Source organism: Thermotoga sp. Cell2, assembly GCF_000789375.1.
Lineage (GTDB): Bacteria > Thermotogota > Thermotogae > Thermotogales > Thermotogaceae > Thermotoga > Thermotoga petrophila.
In genome coordinates this window covers 833,548-857,679 of the sequence record NZ_CP003409.1, presented here as the reverse complement: position 1 = coordinate 857,679, position 24,132 = coordinate 833,548, and the positions used below count along the sequence as shown (strand labels likewise).

20 protein-coding genes and 1 riboswitch are annotated in these 24,132 nt (G+C 46.9%); of the genes, 8 read left to right on the top strand and 12 right to left on the bottom strand.

The features are described from left to right. Nucleotides 1-14: 14 nt before the first annotated feature. Nucleotides 15-428: an endo-1,4-beta-xylanase gene (locus CELL2_RS09780; protein ID WP_256380510.1), complete on the bottom strand. Its 414-nt coding sequence runs from the start codon at nt 426-428 to the stop codon at nt 15-17. Continuing rightward, entirely contained in the window at nt 343-1,059 is a 717-nt protein-coding gene (locus CELL2_RS04360; protein WP_256380509.1) for an endo-1,4-beta-xylanase, read from the bottom strand. The genes CELL2_RS09780 and CELL2_RS04360 overlap by 86 nt, the downstream gene beginning before the upstream one ends. Before the next feature lie 220 nt (nt 1,060-1,279). On the opposite strand from CELL2_RS04360, the gene CELL2_RS04355 reads away from it, so the two are divergent. From CELL2_RS04355 to axeA, 7 genes are all read left to right on the top strand, one after another. Further along, nucleotides 1,280-3,157 (top strand): ABC transporter substrate-binding protein, encoded by a 1,878-nt coding sequence (locus CELL2_RS04355; RefSeq protein ID WP_038033235.1) that lies wholly within the window; start codon nt 1,280-1,282, stop codon nt 3,155-3,157. 74 nt (nt 3,158-3,231) lie between these two features. Then, nucleotides 3,232-4,239, top strand: coding sequence for an ABC transporter permease (locus CELL2_RS04350; RefSeq protein WP_038033234.1), 1,008 nt, complete (start codon nt 3,232-3,234; stop codon nt 4,237-4,239). A 16-nt stretch (nt 4,240-4,255) separates the two neighbouring features. Beyond that, entirely contained in the window at nt 4,256-5,110 is an 855-nt protein-coding gene (locus tag CELL2_RS04345) for an ABC transporter permease (RefSeq protein WP_038033233.1), read from the top strand. Nucleotide 5,111: 1 nt separating this feature from the next. Beyond that, entirely contained in the window at nt 5,112-6,119 is a 1,008-nt protein-coding gene (locus CELL2_RS04340; protein ID WP_038033232.1) for an ABC transporter ATP-binding protein, read from the top strand. Further along, nucleotides 6,106-7,068 carry an ABC transporter ATP-binding protein gene (locus CELL2_RS04335; RefSeq protein WP_038033231.1) on the top strand — a complete coding sequence of 321 codons (963 nt, stop codon included), beginning with the start codon at nt 6,106-6,108 and terminating at the stop codon, nt 7,066-7,068. Before CELL2_RS04340 ends, CELL2_RS04335 begins: the two co-directional genes overlap by 14 nt. A 41-nt stretch (nt 7,069-7,109) precedes the next feature. Then, on the top strand, nt 7,110-9,446 hold the full coding sequence (locus CELL2_RS04330) for a glycoside hydrolase family 3 N-terminal domain-containing protein (RefSeq protein WP_038033230.1): 2,337 nt from the start codon (nt 7,110-7,112) through the stop codon (nt 9,444-9,446). Between the two features lie 6 nt (nt 9,447-9,452). Beyond that, complete coding sequence (gene axeA / locus CELL2_RS04325) at nt 9,453-10,430, top strand: cephalosporin-C deacetylase (protein ID WP_038033229.1); 978 nt, start codon at nt 9,453-9,455, stop codon at nt 10,428-10,430. Here the strand turns inward: axeA and CELL2_RS04320 are convergent. The 8 genes from CELL2_RS04320 to flgM form a co-directional block, all read right to left on the bottom strand. Next, complete coding sequence (locus CELL2_RS04320; RefSeq protein WP_012896115.1) at nt 10,413-11,183, bottom strand: ABC transporter ATP-binding protein; 771 nt, start codon at nt 11,181-11,183, stop codon at nt 10,413-10,415. The two genes, axeA and CELL2_RS04320, sit on opposite strands and share 18 nt — an antisense overlap. A 1-nt stretch (nt 11,184) precedes the next feature. After that, on the bottom strand, nt 11,185-12,153 hold the full coding sequence (locus tag CELL2_RS04315; protein WP_011943431.1) for an iron ABC transporter permease: 969 nt from the start codon (nt 12,151-12,153) through the stop codon (nt 11,185-11,187). Beyond that, complete coding sequence (locus CELL2_RS04310; RefSeq protein ID WP_065212807.1) at nt 12,150-13,043, bottom strand: cobalamin-binding protein; 894 nt, start codon at nt 13,041-13,043, stop codon at nt 12,150-12,152. The genes CELL2_RS04315 and CELL2_RS04310 overlap by 4 nt, the downstream gene beginning before the upstream one ends. Before the next feature lie 52 nt (nt 13,044-13,095). After that, a riboswitch (cobalamin riboswitch) is annotated at nt 13,096-13,279 on the bottom strand. A 12-nt stretch (nt 13,280-13,291) separates the two neighbouring features. Continuing rightward, nucleotides 13,292-13,741: a flagellar assembly protein FliW gene (gene fliW / locus CELL2_RS04305; protein ID WP_011943429.1), complete on the bottom strand. Its 450-nt coding sequence runs from the start codon at nt 13,739-13,741 to the stop codon at nt 13,292-13,294. Nucleotides 13,742-13,745: 4 nt separating this feature from the next. Next, on the bottom strand, nt 13,746-14,660 hold the full coding sequence (gene flgL / locus CELL2_RS04300; protein ID WP_038033227.1) for a flagellar hook-associated protein FlgL: 915 nt from the start codon (nt 14,658-14,660) through the stop codon (nt 13,746-13,748). Nucleotides 14,661-14,665: 5 nt separating this feature from the next. After that, nucleotides 14,666-17,242: a flagellar hook-associated protein FlgK gene (flgK, locus tag CELL2_RS04295; protein WP_038033226.1), complete on the bottom strand. Its 2,577-nt coding sequence runs from the start codon at nt 17,240-17,242 to the stop codon at nt 14,666-14,668. 3 nt (nt 17,243-17,245) lie between these two features. Then, on the bottom strand, nt 17,246-17,692 hold the full coding sequence (flgN, locus tag CELL2_RS04290; protein ID WP_012310783.1) for a flagellar export chaperone FlgN: 447 nt from the start codon (nt 17,690-17,692) through the stop codon (nt 17,246-17,248). Beyond that, nucleotides 17,689-17,967 carry a flagellar biosynthesis anti-sigma factor FlgM gene (flgM, locus tag CELL2_RS04285; RefSeq protein ID WP_011943425.1) on the bottom strand — a complete coding sequence of 93 codons (279 nt, stop codon included), beginning with the start codon at nt 17,965-17,967 and terminating at the stop codon, nt 17,689-17,691. The genes flgN and flgM overlap by 4 nt, the downstream gene beginning before the upstream one ends. A 67-nt stretch (nt 17,968-18,034) precedes the next feature. On the opposite strand from flgM, the gene murJ reads away from it, so the two are divergent. Then, entirely contained in the window at nt 18,035-19,456 is a 1,422-nt protein-coding gene (gene murJ, locus CELL2_RS04280; protein WP_038033224.1) for a murein biosynthesis integral membrane protein MurJ, read from the top strand. Here the strand turns inward: murJ and amrB are convergent. Further along, nucleotides 19,437-20,270, bottom strand: coding sequence for an AmmeMemoRadiSam system protein B (gene amrB / locus CELL2_RS04275; RefSeq protein WP_012310781.1), 834 nt, complete (start codon nt 20,268-20,270; stop codon nt 19,437-19,439). The genes murJ and amrB overlap by 20 nt on opposite strands. After that, nucleotides 20,267-24,115 carry a type II secretion system protein GspD gene (locus CELL2_RS04270; RefSeq protein WP_038033222.1) on the bottom strand — a complete coding sequence of 1,283 codons (3,849 nt, stop codon included), beginning with the start codon at nt 24,113-24,115 and terminating at the stop codon, nt 20,267-20,269. The genes amrB and CELL2_RS04270 overlap by 4 nt, the downstream gene beginning before the upstream one ends. Between the last annotated feature and the right edge of the window lie 17 nt (nt 24,116-24,132).

The following is a 24,132-nucleotide window of genomic DNA, read 5'->3' as shown; positions in this document are numbered from 1 at the left end:
GGGGCATCGCCCCCTCATTTTCTTTCTTCTATCTTTTTCTCCAGCACCTCTTTTATCGCGTAATAACAAGGCTTGGGATTGTAATTCTCGTCGAATAGCAACGCTTTTCCGTACCCTTTGAAAAAGCCGGGAACCCAGGAGTATTTGTCTGTGAATCCCCAAAACTGGATCGCTTTAACTGCAGGGTTGTCCAAGCATATATCGAAGATCTTCGCACAAACTTCAGCCTGTTTTTTCAAGTAATAATCTTCCGAACCACTGAGAGGAATTCTCACATCCATCTCTGTGATGTATATTTGAAGACCGAGTTTCGCAAATCTCTCCAAATTCCTTCTGAAACTGTCATAATTGAGCCCTCTGTAGTCTATGTGCATCTGAAATCCTATTCCATCTACAGGTACTCCCTTTTCTTTCAGCTCTTTTATCATGTTGTAGACGAAGTTCGATTTTTGCGTTGATTTCTTCTATGCTGTAGTCGTTGTAGATGAGAATCGCATCTGGATCGGCTTCTTTTGCCCATCTGAACGCTTTTTCAATGTATTCAGGACCGATCGTCTTGTACCACACGCTTTCCCTGTAGGTTCCAGAGTCGCTCACCGCTTCGTTCACCACATCCCAGATCTTCACTCTACCTTTGAAATGAGACACCACCGTTTTTATGTGGTCTTCAAGAACGCTCAGAAGTTCTTCCTTTGTCCATTCCCTACCAGTGATCCATCCAGGAAGCTGGTTGTGCCAGACTAAGGTGTGACCGTGCACGATCATGTCGTTTTCCAGGGCAAATTCGACGTGTCTTTCGGCAGGTTCAAAGTTGTATCTGTTTCTTTCCGGGTGTATGGTGTCCCACTTCATCTGGTTTTCGGGCGTGAGGATGTTGAACTCTCTTTTTGCAACTTCCATGTACTTTTCTGCGTCGGGAAGAGACCAGAAATTGTTCCTTGCTGCAAATCCGATGTGAATGTTCAACTTCTCTGCGAGCACTCTCAAGGGTACATCCTGTGAGCCAAAGGACGAAACACACCCGATCAGAAGTAACAACAGAGCAGTCAACCCTTTCATAACATGAAACCTCCTTTTTCATTTGTGTACGGAAATATGATACCAGAAAGAAAAAAAGAGAAAAATGGAGAAAAACGACAATATTTTGAAATAATTCTTTGCGACCCTCAACAATTTCCGTTATTCATGAAAAATGGATCTTGATTTTTCAGGGAGATTTACATTAAAATATTTCCCGAAAGGAAAAAATATAACATACAATCAAGGGAGGTGAGTTTTCATGAGGAAGTTTCTTGTGATCCTGTTCGTTGTTTCCATCTTCACCCTGTTCTTTGCACAGCAGCTTCCACCAGGGATTCCCAGAAACGAGACGTTCATAGCCGACAACCTAACGGGTAGAGCTGCCAACCCCGGTAACTTCAACATCTGGGCTACTTGGGTCTGGAACGACAGGGGTATCCAGAATCTCCTTCTGGAACCACTCTGGTGCGTTGAGTACGCCACCGGAGAGATCATCAACGCTCTTGCCGCTGAACCTCCAAAGTACAACTCCGACTTCACAGAACTCACCATAAAACTCAGAAAAGGTGTCTACTGGAGTGATGGTGTACCGTTTACAGCAGATGACCTAATTTATACCATCGAGCTCGTCAAAAACACACCGGGAATGGGGTACAACTCCCAGATGCAGCAGGTAAAAGAGATCGTGAAGGTGGACGATTACACGGTCGTGATCAAGCTTAAAGAGCCTAATTCCAGATTCCACACCTACTTCCTCGACAGATGGGGCGCTCTGAGACCTCTTCCAAAGCACATATTTGAGAAAGTGGAAGATCCTCTCACGTTCGATTTCAATCCGCCCGTTGGAACAGGACCTTACGTTCTCAAAGGATACGATCCCGGAGGATACTGGACGCTCTGGGAAAGAAGAGAAGACTGGGACAGAACACCAACAGGAATGCTATATGGCATGCCACAACCAAAATACGTGCTCTTCATCACGTATGGTGGTCCCGAAAAGCAGGTTCTCGCCATGGCACAGCACCAGCTCGATGCAGCTGACCTCACACTTGAAGCCCTCAAAGCCGTTCTCAGCAGAGTCAAAACTGCAAGGGCCTGGAGAAGAAACTTCCCGTGGACCGTCAACATCGACCCATGTGTGACAGGGCTTCACTTCAACACAGCCAGAGAACCCTTCAACAATCCTGATGTGAGATGGGCACTCACACTTGCGATCGACATCGTTGAATATGCCGCCAACGCGTTCGATGGTGCCGTAACGCTTTCGCCTATCCACATACCACTTTCAACCGCATACTACAACTGGTACTTCACAAAACTCGAAGACTGGCTGAAGAACTTCGAACTCGACCTTGGAAACGGAGAAAAGTTCAAACCTTATGATCCAACAGCAGGCTTCAGACTGGCTGAATACGCAAAGAAAAGAGGATACCCCGTTCCTGACAATCCAGAACTGATCAAGAGGATCTTTGGACCCGGATGGTGGAAGTACGCACCCGATGTTGCAGCAAAACTTCTTGAAAAGAACGGATTCTACAGAGACAAAGATGGAAAATGGCACCTGCCCAACGGTGAACTCTGGAAAATTACCATCACCACGGGAACCAATCCGGCTCACCCGGGTTACAGAAACGCCTTTGCAGCCGCTCAGGCGTGGAAGAAATTCGGTATCGATGTAACGGTCCAGACAACGGATGCAGCGGCAACTCTTGATCAGAGAGGAGAATTCGAAGTCTCAACAGACTGGCCAGCGGCGGAGCCATGGGGAGGACATCCAGATCTGTTCAGAACACTCGAGCCGTTCCACTCCAAATACATCAGACCCATTGGAGAAAACGCCCCATGGGGCAACTACGCAAGATGGAGCAATCCTGAGATGGACAAGATCATAGACGAGATACAGAAGACAGCCTGGGGAGACACAAAGAGGCTCATCGAACTTGGAGTTGAAGGTTTGAAGCTTCTTGTCAAAGAGATGCCGACGATACCAACGTTCAACTACCCGGGTGTCATCGCATGGGATGAATACTACTGGACGAACTATCCTGGTGCGGAGAACATGTATGCACAGCCGTACCATCACTGGCCCAACTTCAAGTACATGCTCCCGTTCTTGAAACCAACCGGTAGAAAATGATGTAAAATATCTTTCAAACGGGGGCCGGGGGGGATAACCCCCGGTCCTTTAAAGAGAAAAGGAGGTCAGAGATCTTGAACTTCGTGAGAAGGTATCTCCTCCCAAGACTGGTAACGTACTTTCTTGTTATCTGGGTAGGAATCACGATGATCTTTTTCATACCAAGGTTTCTGCCAACAGATCCGGTACAGCAGTTCATAAATCGTCTTGTGGCACAGGGAACGTACATGGATCCGAAGGCGATAGAAGAGATGACAGAAACCCTGAAAGAACTTTATGGACTGAAGGGAAGTCTGTGGGAACAGTACATAAACTTCTGGAAACGCTTTTTAAAGGGAGATTTCGGTCCCTCCTACTATCAGTTTCCAACACCCGTGATAAAACTGATAAAACAGTCTTTGCCCTGGACTGCATGGCTTCTTCTGGTGACAACTGTTCTTTCCTGGATCATAGGAAACATCCTTGGAGGTCTTGCGGGGTACTTTTCGAACAGAAGATGGGTGAAGATACTCGATGCCATCGCGATGGTGATAAGACCGATGCCGTACTATATCCTTGCCCTTGGGCTCCTGATACTTCTTGCATACATCATTCCCATTTTCCCAATTGGAGGCGGCTTTGCGATAGGAATGCAGTTCACCTTCAGCTGGGAAAATCTGTTGATACTCCTAAAACACGCTTTCCTTCCAGCTCTTTCTTTAGTTCTAATAGGTGTGTTTTCCTGGTTTCAAGCCATGAAGCTTGTGGTTCAAAGTGTGAAAACAGAAGATTATGTGAAATACGCAAAGATGGGAGGAGTAGAGGAGAGAAGAATCGTTCGAAGATATGTAATAAGAAACGCCATGTTGCCACAGATAACAGGACTTGCTCTATCTTTAGGTCAGATCTTTGGAGGTGCCCTGATCACGGAGATCGTGTTCTCCTACCCCGGCATTGGAACACTCCTTTACAACGCCATATTCACGGGTGACTACAACCTCTTGATGGGCGTCAGCACACTTTCCATCCTTCTGATCACAACGAGTATTCTTTTGATAGATCTGCTTTATCCTCTGTTCGATCCGAGAGTGAGATACAGATGAAAAGGGAGTGGAAAGAATGCAGGTGTTGAAGGATCTGTTGAGAGATACACGCTTCAGATTCGGCTTTATAGTGTTTCTGGTTCTTGCGGGACTTTCTGTTCTATCTTTCTTTTCACCCTACAACCCTTACCTGTGGAACCAGGTTCCAAGGGACCTTCCTCCCCAGTGGCCTCACATACTGGGTACAAACTCCATGGGACAAGATATCTTCTGGAAACTCACCTTTGCCGTGAGGAACTCACTCATCATGTCGCTCATAGCAGGCCTTGTCTCAAGGGTCATAGCGATGATCGTGGGAATGATCGCCGGATACAAGGGAGGAGCTGCTGACAGGGTTCTCATGTTTCTGAGTGACTCTTTCCTTGTGATACCCCTTTTCATCATAATCGTTCTCATCGCCACGATGGTGAAGGCTCGACTCAGTCTACCTATGCTGGGACTTCTTCTTGGCGTCTTCGGCTGGGCATGGGATGCGAGAGTGATCAGGTCTCAGGTTTTGAGTTTGAGGGAAAGAGATTTCACCTACACTGCTCTTCTCTCTGGATCAAAAGCTCTTTCGATCGTTTTCAAAGAGTATCTACCGTTTCTGATACCGCTCATATTCGCCACTCTCATAGGTAACATGTCCTGGGCTATTGGAATGGAAATCACACTCGCGATACTGGGTGTGTCGAACCTGGACATACCCACACTCGGTACCATGCTTCAATGGTCGATAAACTACCAGGCCCTTCTACTGGGATACTGGTGGTGGGTGCTGACTCCTGTTTTAACGTCTATCTTTTTGTTCATAGCGCTGTATCTGATCTCAATCAGCATCAGTGAGTACTTGGATCCGAGGATGAGGATACAGAGAATAGGACAGGCATGAGGTGATAGCGGTGGAAGTGTTGAGAACAGAAAATCTCAAGTCTTATTACATTCTGGACATATTCGGAAAAAAGAGAGTAGTGAAGGCAGTGGACGACGTGAACATTTCGATCATGGAGAACGAGATATACGGTATCGCAGGAGAGAGCGGATGTGGAAAGAGCACTCTTTTGAGAGCTCTCTTTGCTGCAATAGAACCACCACAGAGAATAGTGGGAGGAAAGGTCTTGTACAGAGAAAACGGAAAAGAAGTGGATGTTTATTCTCTGAACGATGAAGAGAGAAGAAGGCTCAGATGGAGTTTCATTTCTTACGTTCCACAGGGATCTATGAGCGTTCTCAATCCCGTGGTGAAGATAAAGGAGACCTTCAAAGACTTCATAGAGAGCCACACGACCGGAAAGACGAAAGAAGAAGCCTATGAGATGGCAAAAGAACACATAAGAGAGCTTGGCCTTCCGATAGAAATTCTCAACGCCTATCCACACCAGCTATCCGGTGGAATGAGGCAGAGGGTGACGATCGCCCTTGCAACTGTTCTGTCACCGAAGGTGATCATAGCAGACGAACCAACGACCGCTCTCGATGTTGTGACTCAGAGAGGCGTGGTCCAGCTCCTTAAGGAGATACAATCTTCAAGACAGAACACCATCATCCTTGTCACACACGATATGGGGGTTCATGCGAACGTGACAGACAGGATAGCGATCATGTACGCAGGAAAGATCATAGAAGAAGGGAAAACAGAAGAGATCTTTGAAAACCCCTTGCATCCCTACACGAAGTATCTGATCTACTCGCTTCCAAAGTTTGGAGACAAAGGAAGAAGAGAAAGCGCTCCTGGAAGTCCTCCATCACTCGCCGATCTTCCACCAGGATGCAGTTTCCATCCAAGATGTCCACATGCGTTCGACAGGTGTAAAAAAGAAGTACCCCCTCTCAAGGAATACCTGCCGGGCCACAGAGTTGCATGCTGGTTAGTAGAGGAGGGAAAGAATGCCGCTTCTTGAGATAAAAAATCTGACGAAGATCTTCACCATAGGGAGTATCTTCTCCAGAACGAGGATAGTGGCTGTAGACAACGTGAACTTCGATATAAACGAAGCAGAGATCTTCACCCTCGCTGGAGAGAGCGGCTGTGGAAAGACCACGACCGCCAAGATCATCCTTGGCTTTGAAGAACCCACCTCTGGTGAGATCGTCTACAAAGGAAGAAAAATCGATCGGGTGCATCAAAAAGAGAAAGAAAGAAGAGAACTTCTGAAGGAAATACAGGCTGTCTTCCAGAATCCGTTCTCCACGTTCAACCCCCTCAGGAAGGTGGACAGGTACTTCTATGAGACACTCTTCAACCTTGGCATAGCGGATACAAAAAAGAAGGCAGAAGAGATCATCAAAGAGAAACTCTCCGCAGTCGGTATCTCCTTTGAAGAATTCTCCGAGAAGTACCCAAGTGAGTTCTCGGGAGGTCAGCTTCAAAGAATTTCCATCGCAAGGGCACTTCTCACGAATCCTTCTCTTCTCGTTGCAGACGAACCTGTCTCGATGGTCGACGCTTCTTTGAGAATGTCGATCGTGAACCTCTTCAAGGATCTCAAAGAACAGTACGGTGTGAGTGTTCTGTACATCACACACGACCTCACAACAGCGTATTATGTCTCAGACAGAATCGCTGTCATGTTCAGAGGGAACATAGTGGAACTGGGACCCGCAGAGAAAGTTCTCATGGAACCAAAGCATCCATACACCCAGCTTTTGAGGGAATCCGTTCCAGAACCGGATCCGAAGAAAAAGTGGGACATCAGGATAAAACTGTCCGAGACAGAGCAGGCAGAGTATCTGAGACAGGGCTGCAAGTTCGCAGGAAGATGTCCAAAGGTCATGGATATATGCAGAAAGGAGCCTCCTCCGTATTTTGAAGTAGATGGTGTGCAGGTGAAATGCTGGTTGTACAGATGATCCACCTTCATGGTTTCAATAACAGATGAGGAGGGAAAAATATGGAACTGTACAGGGATCCTTCGCAACCCATTGAAGTGAGAGTGAGAGATCTTCTTTCCAGAATGACGCTGGAAGAGAAAGCAGCCCAGCTTGGGTCTGTCTGGGGTTACGAACTGATAGACGAGAGAGGAAAGTTCAGTAGAGAAAAAGCAAAAGAACTCCTCAAAAATGGTATTGGTCAGGTCACGAGGCCCGGTGGATCGACGAACCTTGAACCTCAAGAAGCCGCGGAACTTGTGAACGAAATACAGAGATTTCTCGTGGAAGAAACACGCCTTGGAATTCCTGCGATGATACACGAGGAATGTCTCACCGGTTACATGGGACTTGGAGGAACCAACTTCCCTCAGGCAATAGCAATGGCGAGTACATGGGATCCGGATCTCATAGAAAAAATGACCACCGCCATCAGAGAGGATATGAGAAAGATAGGAGCACATCAGGGTCTCGCACCCGTTCTGGATGTCGCAAGAGACCCGAGGTGGGGAAGAACGGAAGAAACGTTCGGAGAATCTCCCTACCTGGTGGCGAGGATGGGAGTCTCTTACGTAAAAGGCCTCCAAGGTGAGGATATCAAAAAAGGTGTCGTTGCCACAGTGAAACACTTCGCCGGATACAGCGCTTCTGAAGGCGGAAAGAACTGGGCCCCAACGAACATTCCGGAGAGGGAATTCAAAGAGGTCTTTCTCTTTCCGTTCGAAGCGGCTGTTAAAGAAGCGAATGTGCTTTCTGTGATGAACTCCTACAGCGAGATAGACGGTGTCCCATGTGCAGCGAACAGGAAACTCCTTACAGACATTCTCAGAAAAGACTGGGGGTTCAAAGGAATCGTCGTTTCTGACTATTTCGCTGTGAAAGTTCTGGAAGATTATCACAGAATAGCAAGGGATAAGTCAGAAGCCGCAAGACTCGCGCTCGAAGCGGGGATAGATGTTGAACTTCCGAAGACAGAATGTTATCAATATTTGAAAGACCTTGTTGAAAAAGGCATCATCTCCGAAGCTTTGATCGACGAGGCAGTCGCCAGGGTGCTGAGGCTGAAGTTCATGCTCGGACTCTTCGAGAATCCCTACGTTGAGGTGGAAAAAGCAAAGATAGAAAGCCACAGAGACATCGCGCTCGAGATAGCAAGGAAATCTATCATACTCCTCAAAAACGATGGGATACTGCCGCTTTCGAAAGAAAAGAAAGTGGCGTTGATCGGACCGAACGCGGGTGAGGTGAGAAATCTCCTCGGAGATTACATGTATCTTGCACACATAAGGGCTCTCCTCGACAACATAGACGATGTCTTTGGAAATCCTCAGATCCCGAGAGAAAACTACGAAAGACTGAAGAAGAGCATAGAAGAACATATGAAGAGTATTCCGAGTGTTCTCGACGCCTTCAAAGAAGAAGGGATCGAATTCGAATACGCAAAGGGCTGTGAAGTGACAGGGGAAGACAGAAGCGGTTTCGAAGAGGCGATAGAAATTGCAAAGAAATCCGACGTTGCCATCGTTGTCGTAGGAGACAAATCTGGACTCACCCTTGATTGCACAACCGGTGAGTCCAGAGACATGGCAAACCTCAAGCTTCCAGGAGTCCAGGAAGAACTCGTCCTCGAAGTCGCAAAGACAGGAAAACCCGTCGTTCTTGTCCTCATCACGGGAAGACCCTACTCACTCAAAAACGTCGTCGACAAGGTGAACGCCATCCTTCAGGTGTGGCTTCCGGGGGAGGCGGGAGGAAGATCGATCGTTGACATCATCTACGGAAAGGTGAATCCCTCTGGAAAACTCCCGATCAGCTTTCCAAGAAGCGCTGGTCAGATTCCTGTCTTCCACTACGTCAAACCCTCCGGAGGAAGGTCTCACTGGCACGGAGACTACGTAGACGAGAGCACAAAGCCTCTTTTCCCGTTTGGGCACGGTTTGTCTTACACGAAGTTCGAGTACAGCAACCTCCGGATCGAGCCGAAGGAAGTGCCACCGGCCGGTGAGGTGGTGATAAAGGTGGACGTGGAAAACACTGGAGACAGAGACGGAGACGAGGTGGTTCAGCTTTACATCGGTCGTGAGTTTGCGAGCGTCACAAGGCCTGTGAAAGAGCTGAAGGGCTTCAAGAGGGTTTCTTTGAAGGCGAAAGAGAAGAAGACTGTCGTGTTCAGGCTTCACATGGACGTGCTCGCCTACTACGACAGAGACATGAAACTTGTAGTTGAACCCGGTGAGTTCAGGGTGATGGTGGGAAGCTCTTCTGAAGACATAAGACTCACAGGTTCTTTCTCCGTCGTCGGTGAAAAAAGAGAAGTGGTGGGAATGAGGAAATTCTTCACGGAAGCCTGCGAGGAGTGATAAAAGATGGCCTTTTTCGATTTACCACTCGAAGAACTGAAGAAATATCGTCCAGAGCGGTACGAAGAGAAAGACTTCGATGAGTTCTGGGAAGGGACACTCGCAGAGAGCGAAAAGTTCCCCTTAGACCCCGTCTTCGAGAGGATGGAGTCTCACCTCAAAACGGTCGAAGCGTACGATGTAACTTTCTCCGGATACATGGGACAGAGGATCAAGGGGTGGCTCCTTGTTCCAAAACTGGAAGAAGAAAAACTTTCCTGCGTTGTGCAGTACATAGGATACAACGGTGGAAGAGGATTCCCTCACGACTGGCTGTTCTGGCCTTCTATGGGTTACATATGTTTCGTCATGGATACTCGAGGACAGGGAAGCGGCTGGATGAAAGGAGATACACCGGATTACCCTGAGGATCCCGTTGACCCTCAGTATCCAGGATTCATGACAAGAGGAATACTGGATCCCAGAACTTACTACTACAGACGAGTCTTCACGGACGCTGTCAGAGCCGTTGAAGCCGCTGCTTCTTTTCCTCGGGTAGATCACGAAAGAATCGTGATAGCTGGAGGCAGTCAGGGTGGCGGAATAGCCCTTGCGGTGAGCGCTCTCTCAAAGAAAGCAAAGGCTCTTCTGTGCGATGTGCCGTTTCTGTGTCACTTCAGAAGGGCAGTGCAGCTTGTGGATACGCATCCATACGCGGAGATCACGAACTTTCTAAAGACTCACAGGGACAAGGAAGAAATCGTGTTCAGGACTCTTTCCTATTTCGATGGAGTGAACTTCGCAGTCAGAGCGAAGATCCCTGCGCTGTTTTCTGTGGGTCTCATGGACAACATTTGTCCTCCTTCAACGGTTTTTGCTGCCTACAATCACTACGCTGGGCCGAAGGAAATCAGAATCTATCCGTACAACAACCACGAGGGAGGAGGCTCTTTCCAGGCAATTGAACAGGTGAAATTCTTGAAGAGACTATTTGAGAAAGGCTAGCGGTCTTCCTGTGACAGGATGTTCGAGTACCACGAATTCCGTTTCGAACGTATTCCGGAGCACCTCTTCGGTCACCACCTCTGGGGGTGCTCCGGTTTTTATCATCTCACCGTTTTTCATAACGCCTATTCGATCACACAGAGCAGATGCCACGTTTATGTCGTGAAAAACGGAGATGATGGTTTTTCCCGATTCTTTCAACCTTTTCAACACGTTTCCCACAAGACTCACGTTGTTGTAATCCAGATGGGCTGTGAGTTCATCGATGAGTAGGATTTCCGTGTCCTGCGCAATCGCTTTCGATAGCACAACCTTCCTGCGCTCTCCAGAGCTCAATGTCCAGAAGTTTCTGTCGACAAATTTCAGTGTTCCGGTTAGCTTCAGGCTTTTCAGGACTATCTCCTCATCCTTTCTGGACGTTCCACTCAGAAGACTCAAGTGTGGAAGCCGTCCCATTTCGACTATCTCTTTTACAGTGAAGTCGTAGGAGGGAAAGAAATCCTGAGAAACGAAGGTTACTATCTTCGCCATCTCTTTTCTCGAAGTCTCCCACGGTATCCTGCCGAGGAGCTGAACCGTTCCTTTCTGAGGACGAAAAATCCCCACAAGGATCTTTAAAAGAGTAGTCTTTCCGGAACCGTTCGGTCCGACGATGCCGAAGAACTCCCCTTTTTTCACAGAAAGATTTATGTTTTTCAGAGAGAATCCGCCTCTGTATTGGAAGAACAAATTTTCAATCCTTACAATCTCCACTTCACACACCTCTTTTCATGAGGAAAGCAAGGAAAGGTGCTCCAATCAACGCCGTTACAACGCCGACTGGAAGCTCCGTGGGAGAAAAGAAGGTTCTGGCTGCCGTGTCGCATAGTGTAAGGAGAACTCCTCCCACAATCAAACTTGAAAGGACGGACTTCAGAAAATTTGGGCCAACAAGGTAGCGAGAGATGTGAGGAACTATGAGACCGACGAAACCGATAACACCGCTTCTGGAGACGAGAAATGCCGTGATGAGATTCCCAAAAAGAAAAGTGACAACTTTCAATCTCTCAACGTTGACTCCGAGAACGAAGGCCTCTTCTTCTCCAAGCGCCATGGCGTTCAGATGTTTGGAGAAGATCAAAGAGTAAAGTAGAAACGGGATGACTACCACCAGGTAGAAGAGAACATCCTCCCACGTGCTCCCTGAAAAGCTTCCAAAGAGCCACATAGAAATGGTGGTCACATTCCTTTTCAAAAGAACGATCGTCATGTAAGTGAGAGAGCTGAACAACGTGCTTACCACCACTCCAGAAAGCACGATGGTTGTTACCGGAAAGCGGCCCTCTTTCCTTGCAATGAGAAGGGTCAAGAGTGACGCTATCATAGAGAAACCAAAGCTGAGAAGTGGAATTCTGTATATCCAGGAGATTCCGAAGATTTCAGCGAGGTAAAACGACACAACAGTACCGAAAGATGCACCCGAGGAGATTCCAAGGAGATACGGATCAACAAGAGGATTCTTCAAAAGATTCTGAAACGAATTTCCCACGATCGAAAGACCGGCTCCAACCAGAAAACTTGCCAGAACCCTTGGAATTCTGAGAGAAAGAATCCTTTCGACCCCGGGGTTTTCTTTCAAACCAAAGAGGACCCCCAGCACTTCAAGGGGGTCCAGAGGCACACTTCCAAAGAAGATTCCAAGAAGAAAACTGAGTATCAGTATCGGAAAAACGAGTTTTCTCACTCACCTTTTCCTCCGTAGAAAAATTCATAGAACAAATCGAGGAGTTCAAACACATCGGGAGAAGGTTGAGAGGCCACGTTTCCATCCACTGCAAAGACCCTTTTGTTCTTCACTGCGTTTATTTCTTTGAAAGGTTCAAAATTGAGTATTTTCTTTATCTCTTCGTTCTCCGTTCCAGAGATGTAAACTCCAACTATTATCACATCAGGATTTTGAGACACAACATACTCAAGAGAAAGCTGTGGCCAGCCGTTCGGCCCTGCGATTCCAGAAGCAATGTTCACCCCGCCCGCCAGTGAGATGATCTCGTTGAGATAGGATCCCATACCACACGTCCAAATCTCTTTCACATCAGGACCGGGAGATGAGATCAGGTAGAGTACCTTGGGACGCTTCGATGGGGGAACGTTGTAGGTCTTCTTTCCTATCTCAAGCATTTTCTCTCTCAGCTTTTCCGATTTCTCCAGGGCAAGGTCTCGACGATCAAAGATCGTTCCAAGAAGGACCACGTCTCTAATGATGCCGTTGAGAGAATTCGGATTCACAACAAGGACCTTTAAACCTGCTTCCTCAAGTTTTGGAACTTCGGGAAGCTGAAATCCGCCGAACATCAGAACGAGATCGGGATTCAGACTCACCACCTTTTCGATGTTCGCAGGAACCATCGCACCGACTCTTTCGGCTTCGTAGCTGTCGTAATCTGTGACTCCAACGATTTTGTCTTCCAGGCCGAGGAACACAAGAAACCTCGTTGCGGCGGGAGACAGACTGACCACCCTTTCGGGTGCGGATGTGATCTCCACCACTCTTCCAGAATCGTCCACAACCGTTACGGCGAGCGCAACAGCGGTGACAAAAAGAAGAATCAAAGAAACCAGTTTTCTGAACACTTCCATCCCTCCCTGAAAAAGAATATTCCCACCTTCCTGGTGCCGAGGAAGGTGGTTTCCCTTCACCGCGGGCGGGTTTCCCGGCTTCCGGATCATCCTACTCCCCGCACCTTCCCAGGGTGATCGCCCCAGTGGCGTTCTGCGGGTTTCGTCCCCGGTCACGGTGGCGGCCCCGCGCCGGATTTCCACCGGCTTCCCCTTTGAACCCCGAAGGGTACCGCACGGTGAGGGAGGCTTCTATTTGAAGATCATACCACAGTCTTTGAACGCTCCATCTCTTCGGAAAGAAGGTGTCTCAACTGGTAATCTTCGTTCTCCAGTATCGTTTGAATTCCCTTCTTTTTCTTTTGATTCAAAATTATCGGTGCCCTGAGATTTATCGTGGTCTTTTCCGGTTTCCCTGGGGGAATCGTTAACACACAGAAGAAAAGGAGCGCTTCCTGATTTTCGGCTTCGATCTCCTCGAGATCCTCACTTAGCACTACAGGGTCGTAATCGGCTCTCACGAGCTTTGGATCCACAACGGGAAGTCCCACTTCCGGATCCTCGAGTGAAAGCAGCCATCCTATGGGAAAGGTTTCCTGAGGAAAAACGAGCGCGAACTTTCGCAGATGTTCGAATCCGGGAATTCCTTTTTCGAACGTGAAGATACTTTCATCCGAAATTTCCATCTCTCCGAGTTTGGTTTTGTAAACCACGTTATCACCTCACGAAGTCTACCAGGGTCGCCTGAAGCACTCGACTGGCCGATTTCAAAGCAGCTTCAAGAACCGACTGCTGCATAGCAAGATCCGTCACGAGTTCTGTGATGTCTGCATCTCTCTCTTTTGAAAGGTACTCGGTGAAGAAGAAATCGAGATCCTGCACCCTCGAGTTCACCATATCGATGAACCTGCTCACACCACCGACCTCTCCTATTGTTCTGGTTATACGCTCTTCGAAGTAGGATAATTCCTTCAAGAAAACGTTCGACACACGCTCCGATATCTGAGTTTCGTTGAGATTGGAACGAAGAGTGGCAGAAACCTCCTCAAGCATCTGGAACACATTCTTTCCGCTGTCCAGTTCAAAAACCTCACTGGCTGTGACACCGTAATCAATGGAATGTCCCAGCACCAGAATAGAGCGACTCTTATCTGAGGCCGGAAGTGTCGAGATCTTCCAGGTGCCGTTTTCGTTTTCGACCGGCTGACTGAAAACATCGTATCCAGAAAAGATGTACTCGTTCCCTATTCTTGTGTTCGCCACTTCCACCAGATTCTCTTTGATTTTATCGATCTCCTCTGCTATAGCCTCTCTCTCTGCTTTCGAAAGAGTCCCATTCGCTGCTCTAACCAGCAGTTCTCTGAGTCTTTGAGTAATGGAGGAAACGGTTTGAAGGGCACTGTCGTACGCGTTCACGTAAGTTTGAACATGATCCACGCTTCTTTGAAACTGCTCGAGTTCCCTCTTTCTCGTCAGAATGTCACTGGCCCTCTTCGCAACGACGGCATCGTCACTCGGATACCTCACCTTGTATCCCGAAGAGAGTTGATCGTGGAGCTTCGCTATTCTTTTCAAACTCGTCTGTATGTTGAACAGTACCCTATCACTGATCATTTTGTTTGTAACCCTCATTCAGATCACCCCACCATGTTGATCACGGTCTGTATCATCTGATCGACAGCGGTGATGACTTTGGCAGCAGCGCTGAACGCGTGCTGATACTCTATCATGTTTGCCATCTCCTCGTCGAGAGAGACTCCCTTCACTTCTTCACGGGCATTGTCGATCTCCTGTCTGAGGATTTCCGTGTTGTTCTTGAGATTGCTGGCAGTTTCCGCCTCCACACCGAGCTCCGAGATCACTCCACCGAAGAACTCGTAGAAACTCTCCTTGCCGTTCGATAACATCTTTTTAGTGTAAAGATTCTGTATGGTTTCGAGAAGCTCTGGATTGGCTCCACCCGAAGGTTTGATGCTCGTCGCGTTCCAGTCGGAATTTTCCAGAGCGTATCCCACATCGACCGCGAGATTTGCCGGGTTCGTAGCGAGAGAAGAACTCACCTCGAACTGATTGACGATGTTCAGGGGTTCATCGTACAGTGCCCTGTCAAAAGTCAGAATGTCCGCAACCTTGAAACGTTCGCTCAACGTGGTGAAATCGTCAGATTTTGAAACCAGGGTGAAGGAAGAGCTCCAGTCAAAAGTAGTGGGGTCACCGTCTGGATCAATAAATCCAACGGCTTCGAAAAATCCCTGCGGACCTTTTATTTCCATCATTCTGAGATCGAAATCGTAGAGCGACGACGCCCTGAAGACGAGCGAATGATGGGGTGTCAAATCCGCGAGAACTCCCGTGTTCTTTTCGTTGATCTTTTCAACGAGTGTTTCCAGAGTGTCCACAGCTGGATCTATTTCTATATCCGTGGAGTTAATAGTGATCGTGAAAGGCCTTGTTGGGTCAAAACCGGTTTGACCGTAGAAAATGTTTTCCAGAGTGTCTTTGTATTCCAGCACCTCGTAATTTCTCACGAACGCGTTCGATTTCGTGAAGAAGTCATCGTCGCTCAACACCTTGACGGCCGAAGGATCGAAACTGAGCTGCTCATCTGGAACGATCACAAGCATGTTTTCTCCAGTGGATGGATCCGCGTAAATCTGCGCCCTCAGATGCGAAGAAGAATTTATGGAAGCTTCTATATTCGAAAGGTTCACCCCGGAAGAAAGATCCACGCTGATTGTTTCTGTCTGTCTTGTGCCATCTTCAAGGGTGTACTCCACGTTTATGTTGTAAACACCGGAAGACAACCCGGAAAGGTCGGATTCTTTTATGGTTATATACCCTTTTGTCTCGGTGTCGAACCCCATCTGTGACAGAGAATCCCCCAGTGAGAGGAAAAGCCTGTTCCTCAGAGAACCGGTGCTGTCCTCCAGGTAAAGTCTGTATCCCCCTGCATGTGTACCCACTTTCAAAGAGGTACCGAGCAGGTTCCACGAACCAACGAGGTCACCAATGGTCGTTCCAGCCGAGATGTTCAAAACGTTCGATGAGCCACCACCGAAAGAGAGAACGATGTCATCAGAGTTGAAGCGTCTTCCTTCTATTTCAACTTGGCTGCTTGCGGAATGAATTCCTGTTACAGTGTGGTAAGGTCCCATCTCGAGCTTTCTACTTCCTTTGATTCTGAAGATAGAAGGATCATCACTGAAGGCCTCAATTTTCTTGAAGAAGTTGAGGTTCGTTGTCACTCCGTTCGACTCAAAACCATCCCTGTGAACAAGATTCAATGAGTCCGTTATAAAAAGCACGAATTCATCGAGTTTTCTCATGTACTTCACTATGCTGGAATCCCTCAGATCCATCAACGCTTTCAGCTTCCCATCCGAGAGAATCAACTGAGAGTTTCCAACGAAGAGCTCGTGGTATCCTTTTCCGTAAGGTCTCTCCAGTGCTCTGAGTTCTCTATAAGTAGAACCGTTCAAAACGATCTGATTTCCTATCCTCAGGGTAATCTGTCCGTCTTCCGCCTCGGTGTAGTTGATATTCGCAAGATTGGAGAGCTCGTCGAGAATCCTGTCTCTTTCATCGAGAAGGTCGTTCGGTGGAGAGTTGAGCATCATGCTGGTTCTGATCTTGTTGTTGAGGTCTGCCAGTCTTTTTATCATCTGGTTTATCTCGGACACTCTCTGAACGATCTCGTTGTCTATATCTTCCCTAAGCTGCTCCAGTCTCCCGTAGAGATCTTTTATCTGAGAAACCATCTGTTGCGCTCTGGAAACAACCTCCGCTTTCGAGGCAGTGCTGCTGGGGTCGGACATGACTTCTTTGAAAGCGTTCCAGAAGTTGTCCACAAGGCTTCTTATACCATCTTCACCTGGCTCTGCCAGAAGCTGCTCTATGAAGTGAAGGTTGGAAAGGACAGTGTCCCAGTAGTTGTATCTGTTGTTCACCTGTCTGTACTGCACGTCGAGGAAGGCATCTCTCAACCTCACAATCGTTTTAACCTTTGCACCGGTTCCCATCTGCAAGGGAAAAGAAGGCTGTGTCAGGGTAGTGAGGGGAATGGGGGGATTCGCCTCTATGACTGGTCTCTGTCTCGAGTAACCGGGTGTGCTGGCATTCGCGATGTTGTGCCCCACAACGTTCATCGCCAGCTTGTGCGCGTGTATTCCTGTGAGCGCCGTGTTGAGTATTCCAAACATGGACATATCGGGCATTTTTCAGGACCTCCCGTTGAACATCGAAGGACCATCTCTATCGAAGGATCCATTTCGATTGTAGGTGAGTTCATTCCTTTGAAGATTGAACACAAAATCTATGTAATTCAAATGAAAACCTATTGCCTGTTTTAACTTTTCTATCTCGAAGACCAACTTGTTCAGCGTTTCAAAGAAACTCCTTAGCTCTGAAAGCATTTCTTCATCGTCCTTGTAGATTTCCAGAAGATCGATGAGCTTTGTGCCATTTCCGTGTGATTCCAGTGAAGATTTCAATATTTCGTTGCAGGTTTCCATCGAAACGGAAAGCTCCTCAATGTGCGGCAGGATGCTTTCAAGACGTTCGAAGTCCTTATTTACAATCGCTTCCAGTTCTTCTTCCAGAAGATTTCTCATATTCTCCATGAGTCTTATCTTCTCTGTGAGAACCCTCTTCAATTCCTCTCTCATTCGGACAGCTCCTCCAGAATTTTTCGGGCAAGCCTTTCAGTATCGACGAAGTAATTTCCACTCTCTATGGCCTTTTTCAGCTCTTCTACCAGCTGCTCGCGGACAGTTGATATGTTTTTCGCCTCTTCAGCGAATTTTCTGACATCTTCGACGTGCCGAAGCTCAACATTATCGGTGCTTTCCTTTTTCCTCTTCTCCTTTGATTTTTCTACAGAAGGCTTCTTTATTCCTTCGATAGGATTTATATCTCCCGGTCCGTTTATTCTGTCTATCATTCCCTCACCTCCTTCCGTATAATATTATCGGGTGCTTTTCCGCAAACTTAAATCAGGAGGAAGAAGAGTGTCCAGCATAAAGAAAACGCTCGCTTTCTCTCTGGGAACGCTTTTCTCGCGTATCACGGGCCTCGTTCGTGATGTGATTCTCGCAAAAACTTTTGGTGCTTCCTCTACTCTCGATGCTTACTATGTTTCTATAGTCTTTCCGTTCTTCCTCAGAAGGACCTTCGCCGAGGGTGCAATGAGCTCAGCTTTTCTGGCAATCTACAAAAAGTTGGAGAACGAGGAAGAAAAAGAACAGTTCACTTCGGCTGTGCTCACCTCTCTTGGACTCGTTACTCTCGTCATTGTCCTTCTTTCCGAAGTCTTTCCTTATTTCATGGCATCTATCTTCGCCACAGGTGCCGACGAAGAAGTGAAATCACTGGCAGCCGATCTCATACGCCTGACAGCTCCGTTCATAACCATCGTTTTTGTGTGGGCAGTTTTTTATTCGGTACACAACGCTTCACACAGATATTTTCTTCCCGCGTTGACTCCTATGTTTTCGAACTTAGGTGTGATAGTGGGATGTCTGTTTGGTGATGTAAGGTGGGCAGCCGCCGGATTCACGGTAGGAGGCCTGGCTGCACTACTGGTTCTACTTCCCTTCGGAAAATTTCGATACAGACCAACATTCAAAGGTCTTGGGGAATTCTACAGACTCTTCCTTGGAACGTTCATGACAATGGCAGTCTCCCAGATAACCACATTGATCGATGTGAACGTTGCTTCCTTTTTAGACCCGGGTTCACTCTCTTTGATCCAGCTTTCCAGCCGGCTCTACCAGCTTCCACTCGGTATCTTCGGTGTTGCGGTATCCACCGTTGCGTTATCCACCCTCAGCGAAAGCGAAGGGGATTTTCACGAAAATCTGAAAGATTTCATAAGCAAAAGCCTCTTTCTGACCCTTCCTTCCTCGATTGGATTGATGATTCTTTCCGAGAGAATCATTTCCCTACTTTTCGGATATGGAGCGTTCACCCATGAAGACGTGAAAAAATCGGCTCAGATACTCCTCATGTACGCAATTGGATTGTGTTTTGTGTCTCTGTTCAATCTCTTATCTCGTGCTTACCATGCTTCAAAAGAAGTGAAGACTCCCTTCTTTGCCACTCTGCTTGTCTCTGCTGTGAACATATCGCTCGACGTGATACTTGGTTTCACCATGGGAGCCTCGGGTATTGCACTTGCAACGAGTGTTTCATACATTGCTGGATTCGTTTTTCTCGCTCTAAGAATGAAACCCTCCTTCGACAAAAAGATTTTCAAAATCAGCCTGGCTTCTGCAGTCATGGGAATTGTGATTCTTCTGCTGAAAGATTCATTCAAAGGGAATCTCGGAACGATCTTTCTGGTACTGATCGGTGTTTTTGTCTATGTGTTACTTTCAAAACTTCTGAAAATAGAAGAGCTCGAAGAAATCCTCAGAAGAGGATCGCACTGAGATACCCAACGACTTCTAATTTATCACCGGATACATCTCCACTGGTAGCATGTTTCAAAATCCTGGCGTTTTTGAAATTCATATTCAAAAGGGTGGCCACTCCACCGTACCCACACATGCTGATATCTTCTTTCACGAGATATTCGTACAGAAGGCGTGGGTCATTACTCTTTATCGCTTCTATGATATAGGAATCTTTCCTCAGAGTTGTTCTCTGATCTTCATAGTGATTCAGATCTGTTGAGGCTATTATCAGAACACCCGGAAACTCGGCTGCAAGTTTCATCAAAGCACTTGCAAGATCTTCAGCAACCGCAGGACTCTGATCCATCAGACATATGGGAACCATGGAAACCTCTCCAAACACGAACTGAAGAAACGGAATTTGGACCTCAATAGAATGCTCTCTGATGTGAGACATGAAGTCTTCCTCAGCGTATCTAGAATTGCTCAAGATGACCTCTACTGCACGCTGATTCACCGGAACAGTTCCAAGCGGGGTTTCCCACTCCCCCTCTGGCCACACACCCACGGGTCTTCCCAGACCCGTGTGATTTGGTCCGATAATAACCACGACAGAAGGTTCGCCGAACTTAACTGCCTCGAGAAATCCCCACGCAGCAACAGGCCCACTGTAGATGTAACCAGCATGGGGAGAGACAAGGCCAATGGGATTTTGAAGCTTTGTTTCGACAGGGACAGGCAGCTCGCCCGGTCCAATCCTTTTGTCAAGAAAGCACATCCTGATTTGTTCGATGAGTTCATCTCTCCTGGAGGGATAAAAAAGGCCGGCCACGGCCGGCTTTCTTTTCATGGTTCCACCACCCTCACGGTGAGGAATATGACAAGATCTCGCTTTTCTTTGTTTTCGGACTTTGTTCTGAAGAACTGACCTATCACCGGTAGATCACCGAGGAAAGGTAGCTTACTTTCTGTTACGTTCGTTACTTCTCTGATCAGACCTCCTATCGTTATGGTACTTCCGTTCTTCACGATGAGGTGCGTTTGGGCTTCTCGCGTCCTTTCCCCCGGCACTTCATTTATGTAGTTTCCAGGCTCACTGGCCTTCACAAAGAGATCGAGCTCTATGGTGTCGTCGCTTCGTACGAACGGTGTGATACTGAGTTCTATACCGGTCTCGAGGAATTGCACTTCTGGAGTTCCGTCTCCGTTGGTATCTGTAACGTACGGTATTCTGTCACCTATCAATATTCTCGCCTCTTTTCCGCTGGTGGTGACGATTCTGGGGCTCGCAAGAATGTCATCGAGAGTGTTGGTCTTTTGATCTGAGAACTGAAGAGAAAGAGTGCTGTTCAAAATTTCTCCGAGGATCTTTTCGAAATCAAGGTAGTCGGTCACGAAGAAAGATATCCCTGCACCAGAGGACCCTACATTCACATTTCCTCCAGTCAATTCGAGAACAGTTTCTTTGCTCAATCTGTCGATCAAAGATCTATCCACTATCTTTGCAGATATCTCTACCTGTTTCGTCGGTTTTTTCAATTTTTCTATGATGTCATCCAGCTCTTTTTTTATCGTCTCAGAAATCCCTGTTACCACCATGAAGTTGTTCAGGGAATCCACATAGACCGTTCCTCCGTAGAATTCGATCAAAGCTTTTATTTGATCGAAATTGTGCGGCACATCGTAGATGTAGCGCCTTGCAAGATCCTGTTTGGGTTTTGAGACAACGTACACACCGTTTTTGTTGTCAAATAAATAACCATAGTTCTGAGAGATCAGATCAATAAACTTTTCCCATGCGACATTATCTGCCTTCATCGTGATCTTCTCCGAAGGGATGGAGACAAACATCACCGAAATTCCAAGTTCACCGGCGATCTCTTCGAGAAGATCGTAAAGCGGAGCATCCTCTGCGTTTATAGTCAGCTTACCATCAGAAACCTTTACGTAATCTTTCTTTTCCTTCAAAACGATCTTTTCTTTTTCCGTTTCTACGAGTTCTACAGCTTTTCTCACTTCGTTCTCTGGTCCCTCTACGATCATCTGCCCCATGTTCGGAAAGACCGTGATCTCGACATTTCTGAGGAGTTTCTTCAAGTAAGAAGAAAGTTCGTCAGGGTTCACACCGGAAGGTATGGTGACACTTTTCACCGCTTTCTTTTCTGATACAGCTTCTTCCTTTTTCAAGAACGTATCGAGGAGACTTTTCACTTTCTCCGATTGTGAAACAGGAACTTCCACCAGAAGCAGGTTCAACTTGTCAAGATAGACAACTTGTTTGACTTCTGGAACGAGAACTTCCAGGAAGGTCTTGAATTCCTCGAAAGAAAAACCGCTCGGAACTTCCAGCATGAGTCGATCGAACACGTTTTCTTTGACTATCTTTTGGTGCCTCTCGAAGAAAGAACGGTAAATGCTCGAAAGATCTTCCACCGCTTCTGAAGATCCCTTGAGAACCAGAAGGCCCAGTTGATCAAGACTGAAACAGGTAACATCCGGATACAGCTTGCTGGAGAGGTTTATAAATTCTTCAACAGGGAAGGAAGAATCCACTTCGAGGAATTCCACTGTTTCTTCCTTACGTACTTCTCCAAGTTTTTCCACTATGTCTGAGAAGAGTTCCTTTGCCTTTTCGACATTCTCCTTTGTCCCTTCAAAGTAAACTACTCCGTCCAGTATTTCGTAAGTGATCCCGGCGCTGTTTTTCACAACTTCGAGGAGTTTCTCTTGTTCATCAATCCAGCTGGGCAACTTCACAAAGTCACGCGAGATCTCTACTTCGGAAGAGAAGATTTTCTGAAGAAGATCAGCAGCCTTTTCGACTTCTTCTCTTTCACCGATGACGGCAAGTTCATTCCCTAACTCTTCTATTGATACACTGTACAGTTGCGAAACAACATTTTTCGCTTTATCGATCGGTACATTCTCAGTTTTTTTCACGAACCTTATGATCCTCTCCTCCGAAGAAATTATCTGCAATTCCTCAGCGGCCTTTTGAACGTTTTCTTCTTCCTTCCCACTCAGCATTGCCATCTTCAGAGAAGAAAAGTACTCGAATTCAACACCGTACTTTTCCTTCATGAATCTGCTCAAATCTTCCACATTCTCAGTTTTTAAGGCGATTTTCAGAAATTGTGTGTGTTCAATCTGAAGTTTCTTCAGCTGCTCTTCAGCGTTTTCAACGGAACTCCTGGCTCCCTCTATGAAGAGGAAGTTCCCTATTTTTTCCATAGAAACCCCGTACATTCTCGTTATCGCGTCTATCATTTCCTGCTGAATCTCCTTTTTCAATTCCACACTTTTCACGATGAAGTTCTTTCTTCTGAGTGACAACAATTTTTCCAGAATGGGGGATACTTTCTCATAGACTGCTTTTGAAACTGACAGTCCTGCCTTTACATTCTCACCATCAATGTTGAGAAATCTCAGCCTTGAATCCGGTACTCCAAGAAATTGTGCCACTTCTCTGAGAAAGTCCTCTTCACCTTTTTTGATATCCAGATAGAACATCTCACCGAGTTCCAGGTTGTTTTCTGCAATGAAATCAACCAGTTCCTGCTCCTTGTCTATCGGCACCTGGCACACCACCAGATTCATGTCCTTGAAAGGCTGGGCATCTATTCCGAGGAGCAAAGTGATAAGCGAAGCAGCGGATTCTGGGTCGTAGGCATAAAAAACGAATTTTTTAGCCGGAATCTGGACCTGTTCTTCTACAGACACCTGCTCACGAGTTTCCAAAATCCTGATATATCTTTCCACTTTCGAAATCGTCTCAGAATCTCCCACAAGAATCACTCTGGATACCGGCTTTAAGAGATGATACTCGAACTGATACACACTTTTGAGAGCGGTCAGGAGTTCTTCCACTCTCGCTGAATCTACCGAGAAGGAAACTTCTTTTTGCTGAAGGGGTGGAGAAACAGAAAGAAGGCTCGCCACGAGGTCATGTTCTTCCGAAGTTCCATAGACGAAGAGAACAGATTTTGACGGAAGGTAGTCTATCATGGCTTCCTGAGAAATGAGACTCTTTATCCTGTCGGCAACTGTTTGATTCTCTACTCTGTATATACCCCAGAATCTCTGAAACCTTCCGGATACTTCTTCGTATTTTCCTATGAACATAGTCCCATCCGGAAAATAAGCGTAGGCAACTTCTCCGAATGTAACGAGAAGGTCTCTCAGCGCATCTTCGGGTGTGACATCGTTCAGTTTCAAACTCGTTGTTGCACTTTTGACACTATCTGAAACGATTACGTTGAGATTCAATCTCTCAGAGAGGTACTTTACCATATCTTCAAAAGGCATGTTTTCAAAGGACACATCGATTCTTTCCTTACTTCTTGGAAATTCCATCACTATCGTCTTGTCTTCTAAACGGTAGCTTCCTGGGAATGGAACCAGCAGACTCGCGGACACCATAACTCCATTGCCAACGTTCACCACTCGTACACCTTCAACAGGACCAACACCAACGGGAACCATGAATCTGCTGATCTTCATTTGAACCCCTTTCATGAAAATGGAGAACACAGTCTTTGAAGAATTCATTTCTGCCGAAACATCTTCAACCGGTGAAGAAACCTGAATCTTTATGATCACTCGATCATTCTCTATCTTAGGAAGTACCCCTACGAGCTCTGCAGAGAACAACACACTGAACATCAACATGACAAGAATAAGAAGTATTCTCCTCACAGATACCACCCCTCCTC